The organism is Burkholderia sp. GbtcB21, assembly GCF_019091065.1.
GTDB classification, from domain to species: domain Bacteria; phylum Pseudomonadota; class Gammaproteobacteria; order Burkholderiales; family Burkholderiaceae; genus Burkholderia; species Burkholderia pyrrocinia_C.
The window spans coordinates 43,264-60,025 of record NZ_JAGXKA010000020.1; the positions used below are offsets into that span (position 1 = coordinate 43,264).

17 protein-coding genes are annotated in these 16,762 nt (G+C 69.6%); 6 read left to right on the forward strand and 11 right to left on the reverse strand.

The genetic code is table 11. The annotated features are described in order from the left end of the window. Positions 1-3: 3 nt before the first annotated feature. From fliI to fliF, 4 genes are read right to left on the reverse strand one after another with little or no spacing between them, the layout of a single operon-like run. On the reverse strand, positions 4-1,557 hold the full coding sequence (gene fliI, locus KVT39_RS31875) for a flagellar protein export ATPase FliI (RefSeq protein WP_217590954.1): 1,554 nt from the start codon (positions 1,555-1,557) through the stop codon (positions 4-6). Further along, on the reverse strand, positions 1,551-2,234 hold the full coding sequence (gene fliH, locus KVT39_RS31880) for a flagellar assembly protein FliH (protein ID WP_034179308.1): 684 nt from the start codon (positions 2,232-2,234) through the stop codon (positions 1,551-1,553). Before fliH ends, fliI begins: the two co-directional genes overlap by 7 nt. Next, a complete protein-coding gene (gene fliG, locus KVT39_RS31885; RefSeq protein WP_034179307.1) occupies positions 2,227-3,222 on the reverse strand; it encodes a flagellar motor switch protein FliG in 996 nt (331 codons plus the stop codon). The genes fliH and fliG overlap by 8 nt, the downstream gene beginning before the upstream one ends. Then, positions 3,212-4,978 (reverse strand): flagellar basal-body MS-ring/collar protein FliF, encoded by a 1,767-nt coding sequence (fliF, locus tag KVT39_RS31890; protein ID WP_217590955.1) that lies wholly within the window; start codon positions 4,976-4,978, stop codon positions 3,212-3,214. The genes fliG and fliF overlap by 11 nt, the downstream gene beginning before the upstream one ends. Positions 4,979-5,228: 250 nt before the next feature. Here fliF and fliE point away from each other — a divergent pair, with 250 nt between their 5' ends. From fliE to KVT39_RS31920, 6 genes are all read left to right on the forward strand, one after another. Continuing rightward, positions 5,229-5,573: a flagellar hook-basal body complex protein FliE gene (gene fliE / locus KVT39_RS31895; protein ID WP_034179305.1), complete on the forward strand. Its 345-nt coding sequence runs from the start codon at positions 5,229-5,231 to the stop codon at positions 5,571-5,573. 274 nt (positions 5,574-5,847) lie between these two features. Beyond that, positions 5,848-6,282: a flagellar export chaperone FliS gene (gene fliS / locus KVT39_RS31900; RefSeq protein ID WP_034179304.1), complete on the forward strand. Its 435-nt coding sequence runs from the start codon at positions 5,848-5,850 to the stop codon at positions 6,280-6,282. After that, positions 6,279-6,611: a flagellar protein FliT gene (locus KVT39_RS31905; protein ID WP_034179303.1), complete on the forward strand. Its 333-nt coding sequence runs from the start codon at positions 6,279-6,281 to the stop codon at positions 6,609-6,611. The genes fliS and KVT39_RS31905 overlap by 4 nt, the downstream gene beginning before the upstream one ends. Before the next feature lie 137 nt (positions 6,612-6,748). Then, positions 6,749-8,110, forward strand: a complete 1,362-nt coding sequence (locus tag KVT39_RS31910; protein WP_217590956.1) for a flagellar hook-length control protein FliK — start codon at positions 6,749-6,751, stop codon at positions 8,108-8,110. After that, positions 8,107-8,424, forward strand: coding sequence for an EscU/YscU/HrcU family type III secretion system export apparatus switch protein (locus KVT39_RS31915; RefSeq protein ID WP_217590957.1), 318 nt, complete (start codon positions 8,107-8,109; stop codon positions 8,422-8,424). The genes KVT39_RS31910 and KVT39_RS31915 overlap by 4 nt, the downstream gene beginning before the upstream one ends. A 269-nt stretch (positions 8,425-8,693) precedes the next feature. Continuing rightward, the gene (locus KVT39_RS31920) at positions 8,694-9,428 is read left to right on the forward strand and encodes a PepSY-associated TM helix domain-containing protein (protein WP_105389527.1); all 735 of its coding nucleotides are present in this window, start codon (positions 8,694-8,696) and stop codon (positions 9,426-9,428) included. Between the two features lie 60 nt (positions 9,429-9,488). On the opposite strand, the gene KVT39_RS31925 is transcribed toward KVT39_RS31920, so the two are convergent. The 7 genes from KVT39_RS31925 to KVT39_RS31960 all read right to left on the reverse strand — a co-directional run bounded on the left by KVT39_RS31925 (position 9,489) and on the right by KVT39_RS31960 (position 16,753). After that, the gene (locus KVT39_RS31925) at positions 9,489-10,514 is read right to left on the reverse strand and encodes an XdhC family protein (RefSeq protein ID WP_034179299.1); all 1,026 of its coding nucleotides are present in this window, start codon (positions 10,512-10,514) and stop codon (positions 9,489-9,491) included. Between the two features lie 287 nt (positions 10,515-10,801). After that, on the reverse strand, positions 10,802-12,208 hold the full coding sequence (locus tag KVT39_RS31930; protein ID WP_034179298.1) for an amino acid permease: 1,407 nt from the start codon (positions 12,206-12,208) through the stop codon (positions 10,802-10,804). Between the two features lie 226 nt (positions 12,209-12,434). Continuing rightward, a complete protein-coding gene (rqpR, locus tag KVT39_RS31935; RefSeq protein ID WP_034179297.1) occupies positions 12,435-13,091 on the reverse strand; it encodes a response regulator transcription factor RqpR in 657 nt (218 codons plus the stop codon). 7 nt (positions 13,092-13,098) lie between these two features. Continuing rightward, positions 13,099-13,914, reverse strand: a complete 816-nt coding sequence (rqpS, locus tag KVT39_RS31940) for a quorum system sensor histidine kinase RqpS (protein ID WP_131947909.1) — start codon at positions 13,912-13,914, stop codon at positions 13,099-13,101. A 416-nt stretch (positions 13,915-14,330) separates the two neighbouring features. Then, the gene (locus tag KVT39_RS31945; protein ID WP_034179295.1) at positions 14,331-15,101 is read right to left on the reverse strand and encodes a ferredoxin--NADP reductase; all 771 of its coding nucleotides are present in this window, start codon (positions 15,099-15,101) and stop codon (positions 14,331-14,333) included. Between the two features lie 342 nt (positions 15,102-15,443). Next, the gene (locus KVT39_RS31955; RefSeq protein WP_034179294.1) at positions 15,444-16,259 is read right to left on the reverse strand and encodes an endonuclease/exonuclease/phosphatase family protein; all 816 of its coding nucleotides are present in this window, start codon (positions 16,257-16,259) and stop codon (positions 15,444-15,446) included. A gap of 5 nt (positions 16,260-16,264) precedes the next feature. Continuing rightward, complete coding sequence (locus KVT39_RS31960) at positions 16,265-16,753, reverse strand: hypothetical protein (protein WP_034179293.1); 489 nt, start codon at positions 16,751-16,753, stop codon at positions 16,265-16,267. Between the last annotated feature and the right edge of the window lie 9 nt (positions 16,754-16,762).

Consider the following 16,762-nt stretch of genomic DNA (forward strand, 5'->3'; position numbering starts at 1 on the left):
TGATCAGCCTCCGTAAGCGTCGAACAGCGCATCGAGCCCGGCGAGGCTCGACGCGAACGGCGCGCATTCGCGAAAGCCCTGCTGCAGGAACGCCTCGATGCGCGGATAGAGCGCGATTGCGCGGTCGAGCTGCGCGTCGCGTCCGGGTGCGTACGCGCCGACCGCGATCAGGTCGCGATTGCGCTGGTAGCGCGACAGCATCTGCTTGAACTGCCGCACGTGGTCGAGATGCGTTTCGTCGATCAGCGCGGTCATCGCGCGGCTGATCGACGCCTCGATGTCGATTGCCGGATAGTGGCCGGCCTCGGCGAGCGTGCGCGACAGCACGATGTGGCCGTCGAGGATCGCGCGCGCCGAATCGGCGATCGGGTCCTGCTGGTCGTCGCCTTCGGTCAGCACCGTGTAGAACGCGGTGATCGAGCCGCCGCCCTCCGGCCCGTTGCCGGTGCGCTCGACGAGCGCGGGCAGCTTCGCGAACACCGACGGCGGATAGCCCTTGGTCGCGGGCGGCTCGCCGATCGCCAGCGCGATCTCGCGCTGCGCCATCGCGTAGCGCGTCAGCGAATCCATCAGCAGCAGCACGTGCTTGCCCTGGTCGCGGAAATATTCGGCGAGCGACGTCGCGTAGGCCGCGCCCTGCATCCGCAGCAGCGGCGACACGTCGGCCGGCGCCGCGACGACGACCGAGCGCGCGAGCCCGTCCTCGCCGAGGATCTGTTCGATGAATTCCTTCACTTCGCGGCCGCGTTCGCCGATCAGCCCGATCACGATCACTTCCGCGCTCGTATAGCGCGCCATCGTGCCGAGCAGCACCGACTTGCCGACGCCGGAGCCCGCGAACAGGCCCATTCGCTGCCCGCGGCCGACGGTGAGCAGCGCGTTGATCGCGCGCACGCCGACGTCCAGCACGTGGTGGATCGGTTCGCGTTCGAGCGGGTTGATCGACGGCGCCGACAGCGGCGCATCGACCTTCGATGCGAGCGGCCCGAGGCCGTCGAGCGGGCGGCCCGACGCGTCGACGACGCGCCCGAGCATCTCCCAGCCGACCGGCAGCCGCTTCGCGCCCGCGAGCGGATCGGCGACGGGCGCGCTTTCGAGCGGCCACACGCGCGCGCCGGGCAGCACGCCGGCGACGTCGGTGGTCGGCATCAGGAACAGGCGGTCGCCGGCAAAGCCGACGACTTCCGCTTCCGCGTGCGGCAGCGTGCTGCCGGGCGGCAATTCGATCGTGCATTCGGCGCCGACCGACAGGCGCAGCCCGATCGCCTCGAGCACGAGGCCCGCCGCGCGCGTGAGGCGCCCGCAAGGCCGCAGCGGCAGCGCGCGGTGGCTGCGCGCGGCGAGCCCGTTCAGGTGCGTGCGCCAGTGCGCGAGATGCGGATTGTGCGGCGCGCGCGGCGCGGCGTCGTATGCGGCGGCCGTTGAAGCGGTCGCATGCGGTTTCGTGTCGTGTGCGGTGTCGTGCGCGCCAGCGGGGCCGAACGACGCGAGCGCGAGTTCGCGCTCGAGCGGCGTCATGCCGTCATGCGCGAGCGATTCGGGCGACCGCGTCACCACGTGCTCACCTTGCCGATCGCGGCGGCGACGCGCTGCCAGCGCGTGGGCAGCGTCGCGTCGACCTCGCCGGTCGCGGCGTGCGCGCGGCAGCCGCCGCGCTCGATCGACGCATCGGTGCGCACGTTCCAGCCGAGCGTATCGAGATCGTCCTGCAGATAGGCTTCGACGACGGGCAGGTCGGCCGGATTCACCGCGAGATGCGGCGCGCCGGACAGCGCGGGTTCGGCCGCGAGCACGTCGCGCACGGCCGCGACGAGCGCTGCCGGGTCGTGCTTCACGTGCTGGCGCACGACCTGCTGCGCGATGTCGAGCGCGAGTTGTGCGATGTCGGAGGCGAGGTCGTGCTCGGCGCTCGACACGGCCTCGCGGAACGACGCGGCGAGCGCTGTGAGCTGCGCGGCCTGTTCGCGCGCAGCGGCCTGGCCGGCCTCGAAACCCTGTTCGCGGCCCTGCTCGAAACCGGCCCGGTAGCCGAGCGCCTGGCCTTCAACGTGGCCGGCCGCATGGCCTTCGGCGTGCGCGGCATCGCGCACGCGCTGCAGTTCCTCGGCGAGCGCGGCGGCGGCCGCTGCCGCGTCGTCGGGCGGCGGCGGGGGCGGCGGCGGGTCGAACGACGCCATCTCCCACCGCTGGTAGGCGGTGAGGGTGCCCGCGCGATCGCTCGCCGAATCAGACATACGCGTCTTCCGCCTTGCCGCCGATCACGATCTGGCCGCTCTCGGCGAGGTTGCGCACGATCTGCAGGATGCGGCGCTGCTGCGTCTCGACGTCGGACACGCGCACCGGGCCGCGCGCGTCGAGATCCTCGGCGAGCAGTTCGGCCGCGCGCTGCGACATGTTCGCGAGGAACTTCTGGCGCAGCGCGGGCGGCGCGCCCTTCAGCGCGATGATCAGCGTTTCCGACTCGACTTCCTTCAGCACCATCTGGATCGCGCGATCCTCGAGGTCGAGCAGGTTCTCGAACACGAACATCTGGTCGACGATCTTCTGCGCGAGATCGGCGTCGTACTGGCGCACGCTTTCGAGCACGCCTTCCTCATGCACGCTCGTCATGAAGTTCAGGATCTCGGCCGCGGTGCGGATGCCGCCCATCGGGCTGCGCTTCAGGTTGTCGCTGCCGGACAGCAGGCCGGTCAGCACGTCGTCGAGCTCGCGCAGCGCGGCCGGCTGGATGCCGTCGAGCGTCGCGATCCGCAGCAGCACGTCGTTGCGCAGCCGCTCGGTGAAGCACGACGCGATCTCGGACGCCTGGTCGCGGTCGAGGTGCACGAGGATCGTCGCGATGATTTGCGGATGCTCGTTCTTGATCAGTTCGGCCACCGCGCCCGAGTCCATCCACTTCAGGCCCTCGATGCCGCTCGTGTCGCTGCCCTGCAGGATGCGGTCGATCAGCACGCCGGCCTTGTCCTCGCCGAGCGCCTTGGTCAGCACCGAGCGGATGTATTCGCTCGAATCGAGCGACAGCGCGGTGTGTTCCTCGGCTTCCTTCACGAAGTCCTGCAGCACGCTCTCGACCTGCTCGCGCGTGACGTTCTTCAGCGCGGCCATCGCGGCGCCGATCTTCTGCACCTCGCGCGGCGCGAGGAACTTGAATACCTCAGCGGCCTCTTCCTCGCCGATCGACATCAGCAGCAGCGCGCTCTTGGTCAAGCCTTCAGCGTTCATCGGACACCCAGTTCTTCACGACGGTGGCGACGATCTTCGGATCCTGGCGGGCGATCGTGCGCGCGTAGTCGAGGTTGCGTTCGTAGCGGTTCTTCTCGGATTCGAAGCCGAGCAGCAGCGAGTCGGGTTCGTCGTCGGCCTTGACCGGCGCCGGCAGGCCGTCGAGCACGACCGGATCTTCCGGCGCCGCGAGCGCCGGCACGGCCGGCTCGGGCGGCGGGAACGCGCGGCGCATTGCCGGGCGCACGAACATGAAGTAGAGCGCCGCCGCGGCCGCCGCGATGCCGAGCCACTTCGCGGCTTCCTTCGCCATCGCGATCATGTCGGGCTGGCGCCACCACGGCAGGTCGGCGTACGGATCGCTCGCGGTCGAGAACGCGCTGTTTACGACGTTCACCGAGTCGCCGCGCTTCTCGTCGTAGCCCATCGCGTCCTTCACGAGCTGCTCGACCTGCGCGAGCTTCGCGGGCGGCAGCGGCTGCATCGTCACGTGGCCCTTCGCGTCGGCGATCGGCTGGTAGTTGACGACGACCGCGACCGACAGCCGCTTCACGCTGCCCATCGGCTGTTCGAGATGGCGGATCGTCTTGTCGAGCTCGTAGTTGGTCGTCTGGTCCTTGCGGTCGCTGACCGGCGTCGTCTGCGGCGCGTTCTGGCCGTTGCCGGCGACGACCGGCGCGGAAGCCGGCTGCGGCGGCGTGTTCGACAGCGCGCCCGGCACGCCCGACGCGCCGCCCTGCGCGAGTTCGGTCGCGCTGCTGGTCTGCTGGCTGCGGATCGCGGCCTGCTGCGGCACGCCGTTCGGGCCGTAGCTTTCCGACGTCTGCTCGATCTTCGAGAAATCGAGGTCCGCGCTGACCTGCGAGCGCGCGTTGCCGGCGCCGAAGATCGGCGCGAGGATCGCGTCGATGCGCTTTTGCGTGTTGTGCTCGACCTGCTGCACGTACTTGAGCTGGCTCGCGTCGAGGCCGGACGCCGACGCCGACTGGGTCAGCAGGTTGCCGTCCTGGTCGACGATCGTCACGTTCTTCGCGGGCATGTCGGGCACGCCGGACGACACCATCCGCGTGATCGCCTGGACCTGGCCCTCGTCGAGCACGCGGCCCGGGTAGAGGTCGACGAACACCGACGCGCTCGGCGCTTCCTTGTCGCGCACGAATACCGACGGTTTCGGGATCGCGAGATGCACGCGCGCGCCGCGCACGGCGTTGATCGATTCGATCGTGCGCTGCAGCTCGCCTTCGAGCGCGCGCTGGTAGTTGATCTGTTCGGCGAACTGGCTGATGCCGAATTTCTGGTTGTCCATCAGCTCGAAGCCGACCGAGCCGCCCTTCGGCAGCCCCATCGCGGCGAGCTTCAGGCGCGTTTCATGCACCTGGCTCGACGGCACGAGGATCGCGCCGCCGGCATCGGCGAACTTGTAGGGAACGTTTGCCTGCTGGAGCGCGGTAATGATCGCGCCGCCGTCGCGGTCCGACAGGTTGCTGTACAGCACGCGGTAGTCGGGCGTCCGGCTCCACAGCACGAGCGCGGTAATCGCGGCGATCGCGAGCGCCGCGGCGATCAGGAACGGCAGCTTCGGGTTGCCCTTCATCCGCGAGATGCCGGGAATGCGTTCCGCGAAGCCGCCGAGCCCGAAGTCCGCGCCGGCGACGCCCGCGCCCGGCAACGCGGCGGCCGCGGCGGCGCCGGGCGCCGGGCTGGCGAGGCCCGCGCGGGCGTCGGGGTTGATCAGCGAGTTGGCCTGCGAATCCATGCGTCGAGTTTCTCCGGAGCGGGACGACTGAGCTCGCTCGGGCGAGCGGGCGGACAATGACACGATGCGATTATCGTGATCCGGGCCGTACTCCGATCGACCGAAAAGAGCGGGGTTTCCCCCGTACTTTCTCGGCTTTGCCGCGCGGCGCGCTGCTATCCTTTTTCGCGATCCGGCATGGTGCGCGTGGTGCGGCGCTGGCGGAAACGCCCGGTGCGTCCGGGTCTCTTCTCTTATGTCTGGGGACAGCATGACTGCGAACGTCAGCGGAATCGGTTCGGTGTTGCAACAGATGCAGTCGATGGCCGCGCAGGCGTCCGGCGGCGTCGCGAGCCCGACGGCGGCGCTTGCCGGCTCGGGCGCGGCGACGGCCGGCACGTTCGCGAGCGCGATGAAGGCGTCGCTCGACAAGATCAGCGGCGACCAGCAGCACGCGCTCGGCGAGGCGCAGGCGTTCGAGGTCGGCGCGCCGAACGTGTCGCTGAACGACGTGATGGTCGACATGCAGAAAGCCAACGTCGGCTTCCAGTTCGGGCTTCAGGTCCGCAACAAGTTGGTGAGCGCTTACAACGACATCATGCAGATGTCGGTGTGACGGGGCGGCCATCCGGCGACGGGCATCCCGGGGGCGGCCATCCGACGACGGGCACCCGGGGACGGCCAACCGGCGAAGGGCATCCCCGCGACGGCCACCCGGCGACGGCCAACCAGCCTTGCCGGGCGGGGCCGGCGGGCCGGCATCCAGCGCCCGGCCGCGGCCCCGCGCGCCTAAAGCTTTTCAAATCCCTTCCGATAACTCCGGAGAAGGCCGCGTCGTGCGATGCACGGCGGCGGCTCCCGTATAGCCAAGGCATGACAAGGAGAAGCGCATGTTTTCCCCAGGACACGCTGGAGCCAGTGCCTACGCGCGTGTCGGCGTCGAGACAGGGGTGATGGGCGCCTCCCCGCACCGGCTGATCGCGATGCTGTACCAGGGCGCGCGGCAGGCGATCGCGCTGGCGCGCATGCACCTGCAGCAGGGCAACGTGTCCGCGCGCGGCGAAGCGATCGGCAAGGCGATCCGGATCGTCGAGAGCGGCCTGCAGGCGTCGCTGAACCGCGACGCGGGCGGCGAGATCGCGGGCCGGCTCGACGCGCTGTATGCGTATATCGGCCGGCGCCTGCTGGAAGCGAACGCGCAGGCGAGCGACGCGATGCTGGTCGAGGTCGACGGACTGCTCGCAACGCTCGAGGAAGCATGGACGGGCATCGCCCCGGAAGTCGCGCGGATGGCCGCGCAACAGGCAGTGGAAGCAGCACGATGAATCTCAAGGCCGAATACTTCGCGCGTTACGAGGCGCTCGCAGCCGTGTCGGGCCGGATGCTGTGCGCCGCGCGCGACGCCGACTGGGCCGCGTTGCCGGGGTTGCAGGTCGAATTCATGCAGCTCGTCGACGGGCTGAAGGAAGCCGATCCGGGCGTCGCGCTCGACGAATCGGATCTCGGCCGCAAGCTGGACCTGATTCGCCGCATCCTGGCCGACGATGCCGCGATCCGCGATCTCGCGAGCCCGGACGTCGCGCGGCTGTCCGCGCTGTTCGAGGCGCGGCGCTCGACCAAGGTATTGACCGATCTCTACCGCGCGCGCGGGTAGGGCCCGCTTTTCGGGGAGACGGGCGCGGGGCGCCCGTGCCCGTTACCGCACGCGGCACGCGCGCTGTTCCCGCGGGCGGCACCGGCGTGCCGCTCCCGGATTCGCAACGATGTGGCTGAGGTGAGCAGGCTCCGATCATGACCGGTATCGATTCCGTTGCGGCCGCGCTGCTGGCGAGCCGCCTCGACAGCCTGCTGACCGGCACCGTATCGGCGCCCGCCAGCGGCGGCGCGACCGCGCAGGTCGGCACGCCGGGCACCGGCGCGTCGTCCTCGCCTCCGGCCGGCGGCCCGCCCGTCGCGCCGCAAGCCTCCACGCAGACCGCGCTGTCCGACGTCGGGCGCGTGCTCGACGCGATCTCGCGCGCGGGCGGCGACGCGACGCCCGCGATCGCCGGGCGCGCACCGCTGCTGGCCGATCCCGCCGTGCTGCTGACCGATACGGCCGTGCCGGCGCGTGCGCCGGCCGTGTCCGATCCGGCGGCGGCGGCGGCTTCCACGCCTTCTTCCGCTGCGGCGTCGTCCGCCGCGGCGGCGCGCGAAACGGCCGCGCCGCTGCCGGTCGCGGCGTTGCGTGCGGCGCTCGCCCAAGCGGTGAGCGAGAGCGGCCTCTTCTACGAATCCCATCTGGCGCAGTGGCTGGCCGGCCAGCGTCCGCTCGCGGCGCTGATGCGCGAGCCGCAGGCGCGCCTGACGGCCACGCTTGCGCCGGCCGACCCGGATGCCGCGCAGCCCGGCTCGACCGACGTGCTCGACGAACTGCTCGCGCAGCGCCCGCCGCTGCCGGCGACCGCGCGGGCGACTGCGCAAGCGGGCGCGCCGGCCCAGGGCGGCGCCCCCGCTCGCGACGCCGCGCAGGCGTTGCCGGCGGCCGCCCGGCAGGGCGCGTCGTTGCCGCCCGATACCGCCGATCCGCTCGGCGCGCATGCCGACCCGCGCTGGACGCCGGCGCGTGCCGGGCTGGCCGCCGCGTCGTCCGACCCGCAGGCGCAGCCGCTCGCTCCCGTGCACCCGGCCGCGGTGCCGCTCGTCAGGCAACAGCTCGACGCGCTCGCGACCGACCAGTTCCGCTGGACCGGTGAGGCGTGGCCCGGCGCGCGGCTCGACTGGACGATCGAACCCGACGATCCGGGCAGCCGCGCACCGCGCGGCGGCGACGACGCGGGCGACGGCATTGCATGGCGCACGCGCCTGACGCTGACGTTGCCGTCGCTCGGTACGGTCGACGCGGAGCTGGTGCTGAACGGCGCGCAGCTCGTCGCGCGGCTGCGTGCGAACCAGACGGGCGCCGACCGCCTCACGCGGCACGAGGCCGCGCTGCGGCAGCGGCTCGAGGGATCGGGGCTGCGGGTGGGCGGGCTGTCGATCCGCGCGGTCGACGACGGGCCGGACGGCTTCGACCTGTTTGCCGCACAGGCGGCGGCCGCCGCGTATGCGCGCGGTGCGGCGGCCGGGCCGGGCACGCGCGTACCGGGCGCCGACGACGAGGTGCCGCAATGAGCATGTCGTCCCGCAAGCGCGCGGCCGCGCTCGTCTACGACCCGAAAGGCGGCGATGCCGCGCCGCGCGTGGTCGCGAAGGGCTACGGCGTGCTCGCGGAGATGATCGTCGCGCGTGCGCACGATGCGGGGCTGTACGTGCATACCGCGCCGGAGATGGTGTCGCTGCTGATGCAGGTCGACCTCGACGACCGGATTCCGCCGCAGCTCTACCAGGTCGTCGCGGACCTGCTCGCGTGGCTGTACGCGCTCGATCGCACCGAACCCGGGCCGGACGCCGCCGCACCGCGCTTTCCGCTGCCGCCGCTGCGCTGAACGGCGCGCCATCGCGCCGCTTCTTACGAAACGCTGTCTCGGCCTTGCGGGGTCATTCGGCCGGCATTGGTCGCCTATCGAGCGATATTTCGATGCAACGTGTTCGCTTCGTCGGCGTTTCTTCGCTCGTCGAGCGCGCCGCAGCGCAGCCGGACCGATTGAGCCGGAATTCGATTTATGTAATGATATCCATTCTCATTTTCATGTTGCCCGGGCGGCGTGCGATCCCTGCGCGCCGCCCGTTGTTTTGAACGAATGGATACTTTCGCGTGAACGCGCCCGAAACGATCGACTCTCCCAAGGCGGGTATGCCGCGCGCGGGCGTCACCGTGCTGCATCCGGCGGCCCGCCCGCTGACCGACGACGAACTGGCCGCGCGCCGCCAGCGCTCGCGTCGCGCGACCTTCATCAAGTGGCTGCGCAAGGTGCACGGCTGGGTCGGGCTGTGGGGTGCGGTGCTCGGGCTGCTGTTCGGCGTGACGGGCGTGGTGCTGAACCACCGCGCGCCGCCGCTGAAGATTTCGACCGGCGAGCCGCAGGTCGAGCAGATGCAGATCGCGCTGCCCGATCCGGTGCCGAAGACGCCCGCCGCGATGACGAAATGGCTGCAGCAGGAACTGCATTTCGACGGCCGGCCCGGCCGCATCCGCAAGGATCCCGCGCAGGCCGTCGCATGGGGCGACCAGCGCGTGATGCAGCCCGAGCACTGGCAGTTCGGCCTGTTCGGCCCGCACCGGAACCTGCAGGCCGAATACTGGGTCGGCAATGGCTATGTGTCGGTGAAGCGCACGGACAACACGTTCCTGACGACGCTGAACAACCTGCATCGCGGCGTCGGGATGAACCTCGGCTGGGTGCTGCTGATGGACACGATCGCGGGCTCGCTGATCCTGCTGTCGCTGACGGGCGTGCTGTTGTGGACCGAGCTGAACAAGCGCCGCACGGTCGGCGTCGTGCTGGTGGTCGGTTCGGTCGCCGCGGCGCTCGCGGCCGGCCTGACCTGATCGGCGCTCGCGCCGGCCTGCCGCCGGCGCGAGCCGCTTCGTCCGGCTAGCCAGTGCGGATCAGAGGCCGCAGGCCGCGCCGCTGTTCGCCGCGATTTCTCGCGCGGCCTTTGCGCCCTCGACCTGCAGGATCGTCGGCAGCGACACGTTGTTCTTCGCGGCGGTGATCTCGGCGAGGATCGAGATCGCGATTTCCGGCGGCGTCCGGCTGCCGATGTAGATGCCGGCCGGCCCGTGCAACCGGCCCAGTTCCGCTTCGTTCAGGTCGAACTCGCGCAGCCGCTCGCGCCGCGCCGCGTTGTTGCGCCGCGAGCCGAGCGCGCCGACGTAGAACGCGGGCGTCTTCAGCGCCTCCATCAGCGCGAGATCGTCGAGCTTCGGATCGTGCGTGAGCGCGATCACGGCCGAACGCGCATCGAGTTTCATGTCGAGCACCGTATCGTCGGGCATCGTGCGCACGACGCGCGTGCCCGGCACGTCCCACGCATCCGTGTATTCCTCGCGCGGATCGCACACCGTCACCTGATAGTCGAGCCCGACCGCGATCTGGCACAGATAGCGCGACAACTGGCCCGCGCCGATCACGAGCATCCGGTAGCGCGGCCCGTGGATCGTCACGAGCCGTTCGCCGTCGAACGCGAGCCCGTCGGCCGCCTGTGCGGGCGACAGCGACGCGCGGCCGGTCGCGAGCGTCATCGTGCGCGTGACGAGGCGGCCGGCCTCGACTTCAGCGCACAGCGCGGCAATCCCGCTGTCGCGCGTGAGCGGCTCGAGCACGAGCTGGATCGTGCCGCCGCACGGCAGCCCGAAGCGGTGCGCTTCCTCGGCCGTCACGCCGTACTTGAGCGCTTCCGGGCGCGCGTCGGCCGCGATCCCGCTTGCGTGCACACGGGCGATCAGGTCGTCCTCGATGCAGCCGCCGGACACGGACCCGACCACGAGCCCGTCCTCGCGCACCGCCAGCATCGCGCCTTCGGGGCGCGGCGACGAGCCCCACGTCTTCACGACCGTCACGAGCAGCACGCGGCGCCCTTCTTCGAGCCAGCGCGCGCTTGATTTCAGTACATCGAGATCGACGCTTTCCATCATCTTTTTCCTGTTGCCGGGCGGCCCGCCGGTCCGGGCCGTCGTTCGATGGCGGGATTATGAACCGCCCGGCGCGCGTGTGCAGGCAGCGTGCAAATCGTGCGGGCAAATCCGGAGGATCGGGCAAGAGATCGCGACGATCGGACACGATCGCGCGCGGGAAGGGCACGGCGGCGCGTGTCCGGCGGCGGCTGATGCGGCGGGGAAGGGGCGTGCCGCACGAGGCCGGTTACGGCCCGGCGCGGTGTCGCACCGCTGCGCGCGGCGTGCGCGCGCAGCGGCGGAGGTCAGTGCGCGTCGTGGTGACCGTGCGCGAGCTTCGAGTGGTGACGCGAGTACAGGAAGTAGATCACGAGGCCGATCACGAGCCAGATGCCGAACGCGGCCCACGTGACGGGCTGCAGGTTCAGCATCAGGAACAGGCACGACGCGACCGCGAGGATCGGCACCACGGGCACGCCCGGGCAGCGGAACGCGCGCGGCAGGTCGGGGTGCGTGCGGCGCAGCACGAGCACCGCGATCGACACCATCGAGAACGCCGCGAGCGTGCCGATGTTGATCAGCTCGGCGAGCACGTTGAGCGGCACGAGCGCGGCGATCAGCCCGAAGAACAGGCCGACGAGCCAGGTCGTCAGGAACGGCGTCGCGTAGCGCGGATGCACGCGCGACAGCGTCGCCGGCAGCAGCCCGTCGCGCGACATCGCGAAGATCACGCGGGTCTGGCCGTAGCTCATCACGAGGATCACGGTCAGCATGCCGAGCACGGCGCCAAGGTCGATGAAGCCTGCGACCCACTTCTCGCCGGCGGCCTGCAGCGCGTACGAGATCGGGTGCGAGATGTTCGCGTACTGGGCCGACGGCACGATGCCGGTCGCGACCGCGGCGACCGTCACGTACAGCACCGCGCACACCGCGAGCGACGCGATGATGCCGATCGGCAGGTCGCGTTTCGGGTTCTTCACTTCCTCGGCCGCCGACGACACCGCGTCGAAGCCGATGAACGCGAAGAACATCACGGCCGCAGCGCCGAACACGCCGTTCCAGCCGTGCGGCATGAACGGCTTCCAGTTCGCGGGCGTCACGTGGAACAGGCCGACCGCGATCACGAGCAGCACGACCGACACCTTGATGAACACCATGATGTTGTTGATGCGGGTCGATTCGCGGATGCCGATCGACAGCAGCGTCGTGATCACGAGCATCACGAGGAACGCGGGCAGGTTGAACCACGTGACGACGCCCGGCACCGCGCCGGGTGCCGCCGTCAGCACGGTCGGCAGCGACAGCCCGAAGCCCTGCAGCAGCGACTGCAGGTAGCCCGACCAGCCGACCGACACGGCCGACGCCGCGAGGCCGTACTCGAGCATCAGGTCCCAGCCGATGATCCATGCGGCGAGCTCGCCGAGCGTCGCGTACGAATACGTGTAGATCGAGCCGGCGACGGGGATCGTCGACGCGAATTCCGCGTACGACAGCGCCGCGAGGCCGCATGCGATCGCGGCGATCACGAACGACAGCATCAGTGCCGGGCCGGCCTGCACGGCGCCGGTGCCGGTCAGCACGAAGATGCCGGTGCCGATGATCGCGCCGATGCCGAGGAAGGTGAGGTCGATCGCGCCGAGCGCTTTCTTGAGCCCGGCGGCGTGCGCGCCGGCGATCATGCGATCGACGTTTTTCTTGCGGAAGAGGGACATTGCGGATGAATTGCCAGCGCGCGCGAGCGCGGCGGCGCTGACTGAGTGAAAACCCGCAATTTTAGCCGATTTGGCGGACAAGGCCCGCTGCGGCGCAGCGGCGCGGCGCGGAATCGTCCGATAAAACAAGCGCTTGCGCGCGAAAACGGGCGGCGGTCGAGCGCGACCCGGCGTGCGCCGCGCCGTTGAATCGTACGAATCCGATGTATCGGGCGAATCCGTTGAATCAGGCGCCGGCCGTGGGCGACATGTCGACGAGCCGGTTGCTCATCACGTAGAACGTGAGCTCCGCGTTGTTCGACAGCCGCATCTTCTCGAGCAGCCGCGACCGGTACACGCTCACCGTCTTCACGGACAGCGACAGCGTGTTCGCGATGTCGGTGAGCCGCTTGCCCGACGCGAGCATGCAGAGCGTCTGGTATTCGCGGTCGGACAGCTTCTCGTGCGGCAGCGGCTCGTTCTCGAACGACACGTATTCGGCGAGCGCCTCGGCCATCGCGGGGCTCACGTACTTGCGGCCGGCCGCGACCTGCTGGATCGCGCCGATCATCTGCGCGGCGTTGACCGTCTTCGACAGGTAGCCGGCGGCGCCGGCCTTCAGCGCGCGCACCGCGTACTGGTCCTCGCGGTACATCGAGAACATCAGCACCGGCGTGCGCGACAGCTTGCGCTTGAGGCGCTTGAGCACCTCGATGCCGTTCGTGTCCGGCAGCGAGATGTCGAGCAGGATCACGTCGAATTCCTGCCGGTCGACGGCCGCCATCGCGTCGCCGCCGGTCTCGGCCTCGGTGACGTCGCGCGCGATGCCGCGGTCGATCAGCAACTGGCGGACCCCTTGCCGGACGATCGCGTGATCGTCCACGAGCAGGATGTTCAGGCTCATGACGACCTCACGAACGCGACGCGCGGCGTGCCGCGACGGGCGTCGCGAGCAGCGAATCCCACGCGAAGCGCGCGGTGACGCGCGTGCCGTGGCCGGTTTCCGGCGTGGCCGTCTCGAAGCTGCCGCCGAACGCTTCGCAGCGTGCGCGCATGCCGGCGAGGCCGTAGCCGGTGCGGCGGCCCCGGGCGAAACCGGTGCCATCGTCGGCGACGATCAGCGACAGGTGCGAGCCGTCGGTGACGATCCGCACGTCGACCGACTTCGCCCGTGCGTGTTTCGCGACGTTCGACAGCGCTTCCTGTGCGACGCGGAACACCGCGAGCGCGCTGGCGCCGGCGATCTTCGTCAGGCGCGCGTCGGCCGCGCACACGAAGCTGGTGCGCAGGCCCGTGCGCGTCGCATGGCTGTCGACCCACGACGACAGCGCGCCGACCACGCCCGCGTCGAGCGTCGGCGTGTCGCGTTCGTCGATCAGCCGGCGATTCGCGTCGGTCGCGGCGTCGAGCGCCTGCTGGGCAAGCTCCAGCGCGCGCACGCAGCCGTCCGGCGCATCGGCCGGCAGCCACGTTTGAACGTTTGCGAGCGCGAAACGCGCGGCGGTGAGTTCGGCGCCGAGCCCGTCGTGCAGCTCGCCGGCCAGATGGCGGCGCGCGGCTTCGTCGGCGGCAAGCAGCTGGGCGGACAGCGCGGCGATGCGCGCAGCGGAGGCGTTGCGTTTCGACGCGGCTTCGGCAATGGGCGGAGTAGCGGCGCAGCCCTGTACGAGCTGCCGCGACGGGAACGGGGCGTGGGCGCCCAGGGGCGCGTTAAGCGACGTATCCATGACTCTCCCTGCTGTCAGAAAGCGGTTCAGACACCGGCTGGCTGCGTGGAACGACTGTCGTTTCGATGACGGTCGCCGCCAGGGAATCGCTCCATGCCGAGGTAACAAAAGTTACATTTTGTAACGTTCGCATCCGACCCTTCAACACCCGTCCGAACGGCGACCACGAGCGCCGAATAATATCTCAAAAATTCCGTAAAAGTCATGTCGGGCGGACATTTAAGGGTAAATGTGAACAATCCGGATGAAGCTGTTGTAGGAAAAACACTGACACCCAAGCACCGGGCGATGACGTATCCAAATGTAACTATTTGAGATGAGATGGTCCCAGTTTGTTACGAATTCGCCAAGTGGGGACGAAAAAAAACCGGAGCTTTTGCTCCGGTTTTTTGATGCGGCACAAATTTCGGGGCGGATCAGTCCACGAATGCGCGCTCGATCACGTAGTGGCCCGGCGCGCTGTTCTTGCCTTCGACGAGGCCGGCCTGCTTCAGCAGGTCGGTCGTGTCCTTCAGCATCGCGGTGCTGCCGCACAGCATCACGCGGTCGTTTTCCGGCGAGAACGGCGGGACGTCGAGATCCGTGAACAGCTTGCCCGTCGCGATCAGGTCGGTGATCCGGCCTTCGTTGTCGAATGCTTCGCGCGTGACCGTCGGGTAGTAGACGAGCTTTTCCTTGATGATGTCGCCCAGGTACTCGTGGCCCGGCAGGTCGTGCTTGATGTAGTCCATGTACGCGAGTTCGCCCTTCAGGCGGCACGTGTGCGTGAGGATCACCTTGTCGAAGCGGTCGTAGATGTCCGGATCGCGGATGATCGACATGAACGGCGCGAGGCCCGTGCCCGTCGACAGCATCCACAGCGTCTTGCCCGGCAGCAGGTTGTCGGCGACCAGCGTGCCCGTCGGCTTCTTGCCGATCAATACCGTGTCGCCCACCTTCAGGTGCTGCAGGCGCGACGTCAGCGGGCCGTTCTGGACCTTGATGCTGAAGAATTCGAGGTGCTCTTCGTAGTTCGGGCTGACGATCGAGTAGGCGCGCGCGAGCGGCTTGCCATCGACCTCGAGGCCGACCATCGTGAATTCGCCGTTGTTGAAGCGCAGGCTCGCCTCACGGGTGCAGGTGAAGCTGAAAAGCGTGTCGGTCCAGTGGTGGACGGATTGGACGGTGGCGGTGTCGTATTTGCTCATGGCTTTGAAAACGGACGCGCGTGGCGAACGCGTGTAACGGGCCCAAAAACGGGCAAAAAAACCGAGTGCGACGGCCCGATCGAGGATCGGCCGGCCGGCGCGTCGGACACGCGCCTTCTCGATGACAGACGATTGACGAACTGGTTATTTTACCCTGTTGGCGCTGATCGCGGGCTTGACCCGCGTGGCTGCGCGGATTTGGCGCAACGAATTCTTTCAACTGACTTTCGTCGAACGGCCGCGGGTTTCGCGCCGAAGCCGACGAGCGCCACGCCGCACAGCGTGCCGAGCGGGCACCGCACGCGCCGGCAGCCGCGCTGGCGGCGGATTGCGATCGTGTCGTTATTGCGGATCGAGGCGCAGGCGCGCGATGTACGGCAGGTGGTCCGACAGCCACGCGGCCTCGCCGGACGGCGCGCGCCATTCGAGCGGCGTCAGGCCGCGCACGAACATCTTGTCGAGCGCGAGCGCCGGCGAGAACGCGGGGAAGGTGCGGCCCGATTCGCCGAGCAGCGTCGCGACCTCGGACATCCCGATCTCGCCGAACAGCGCGACCGAATCGTTGCGCCAGTCGTTGAAGTCGCCGGCGAGCATCAGCGGGCCGTCGCCCGCGTTGCGCACGATCCAGTGCGCGATCCAGTGCATCTGGCGCAGCCGCGCGGCGCGCGTGAGCGCGAGGTGCGCGCACAGCAGCGTGACCGGGCGCGCACCCGCGAGCGTCGCGCGCGCGACGAGCAGCCCGCGCCGTTCGAAGCGGTGCGCGGAGATGTCCCAGCGGCCGCCGAGATCGAGCGGATGCGGCGACAGGATCGCGTTGCCGTGCCGCCACGACGGCTTGAACACGTTCGGCCCGAGCGCGATCTGCCAGTCGAGCGCATGAGCGATCTCGGTGGCCTGGCAGTGCCATACGTCGTCGACCTCGTCGTCCATCGGCGCGCCGAAGCCGGGCGCGAGCACGGGGCGCGGCATGCGGCGCGCCATCGCTTCCTGCAGGAAATACACGTCGGCGTGCGTCGACTGCATCCAGTTGCGCATCGCGTTCCATGCGGTGAAGCCGAGCGGCGAGCGGCCCTTGTGCAGGTTCCAGCTGACCGCGGTGATTTCGTCGGGGGCGGCGTGCGGTTCGGCGAACGGCAGGGACAGGGCGTCTGCGGACATGACGCTCAGTCCTTCGCGACGTGCGCGCGCACGCGGTACACGAGGTGCGGACGTTGCTCGACGAGCGTCCAGTCGGTCCACGCGTCGCTGCCGACCGACAGGCCGGGGTGGCTCGCGACGATCTGTCGCGGCGACGCGGGCACGCACGGATCGCCGCGCGTCGCGTTTTCGTCGTCGAGCGTTTCCTGCACGTCGAGCGCGAGCGACACCGTGTTCGCGCCGGTGTCGACGGTGAGCGGCGCCACCGTCACCGAGCGCGAGCGCTCGGTCGGCACGACGCGCGCGGCATTGCCGCAGCCGACCGGCACGGCGGACGGATAGCGATGGGTATCGGTGCGGGTCTGACCCACGGTGGTGCGCTGCTGGAACGTGTCGATCGTCTGACCGTCGCGCACTACCTGGATCTCCCACGCGACGGAGGCCGGTGCGGGGCTCTGCGCATGGGCGGCGAGCGCGAGGCTCGCGAGCAGGACGGCCAGGCCGTGTTTCAGCATGAAACGTCT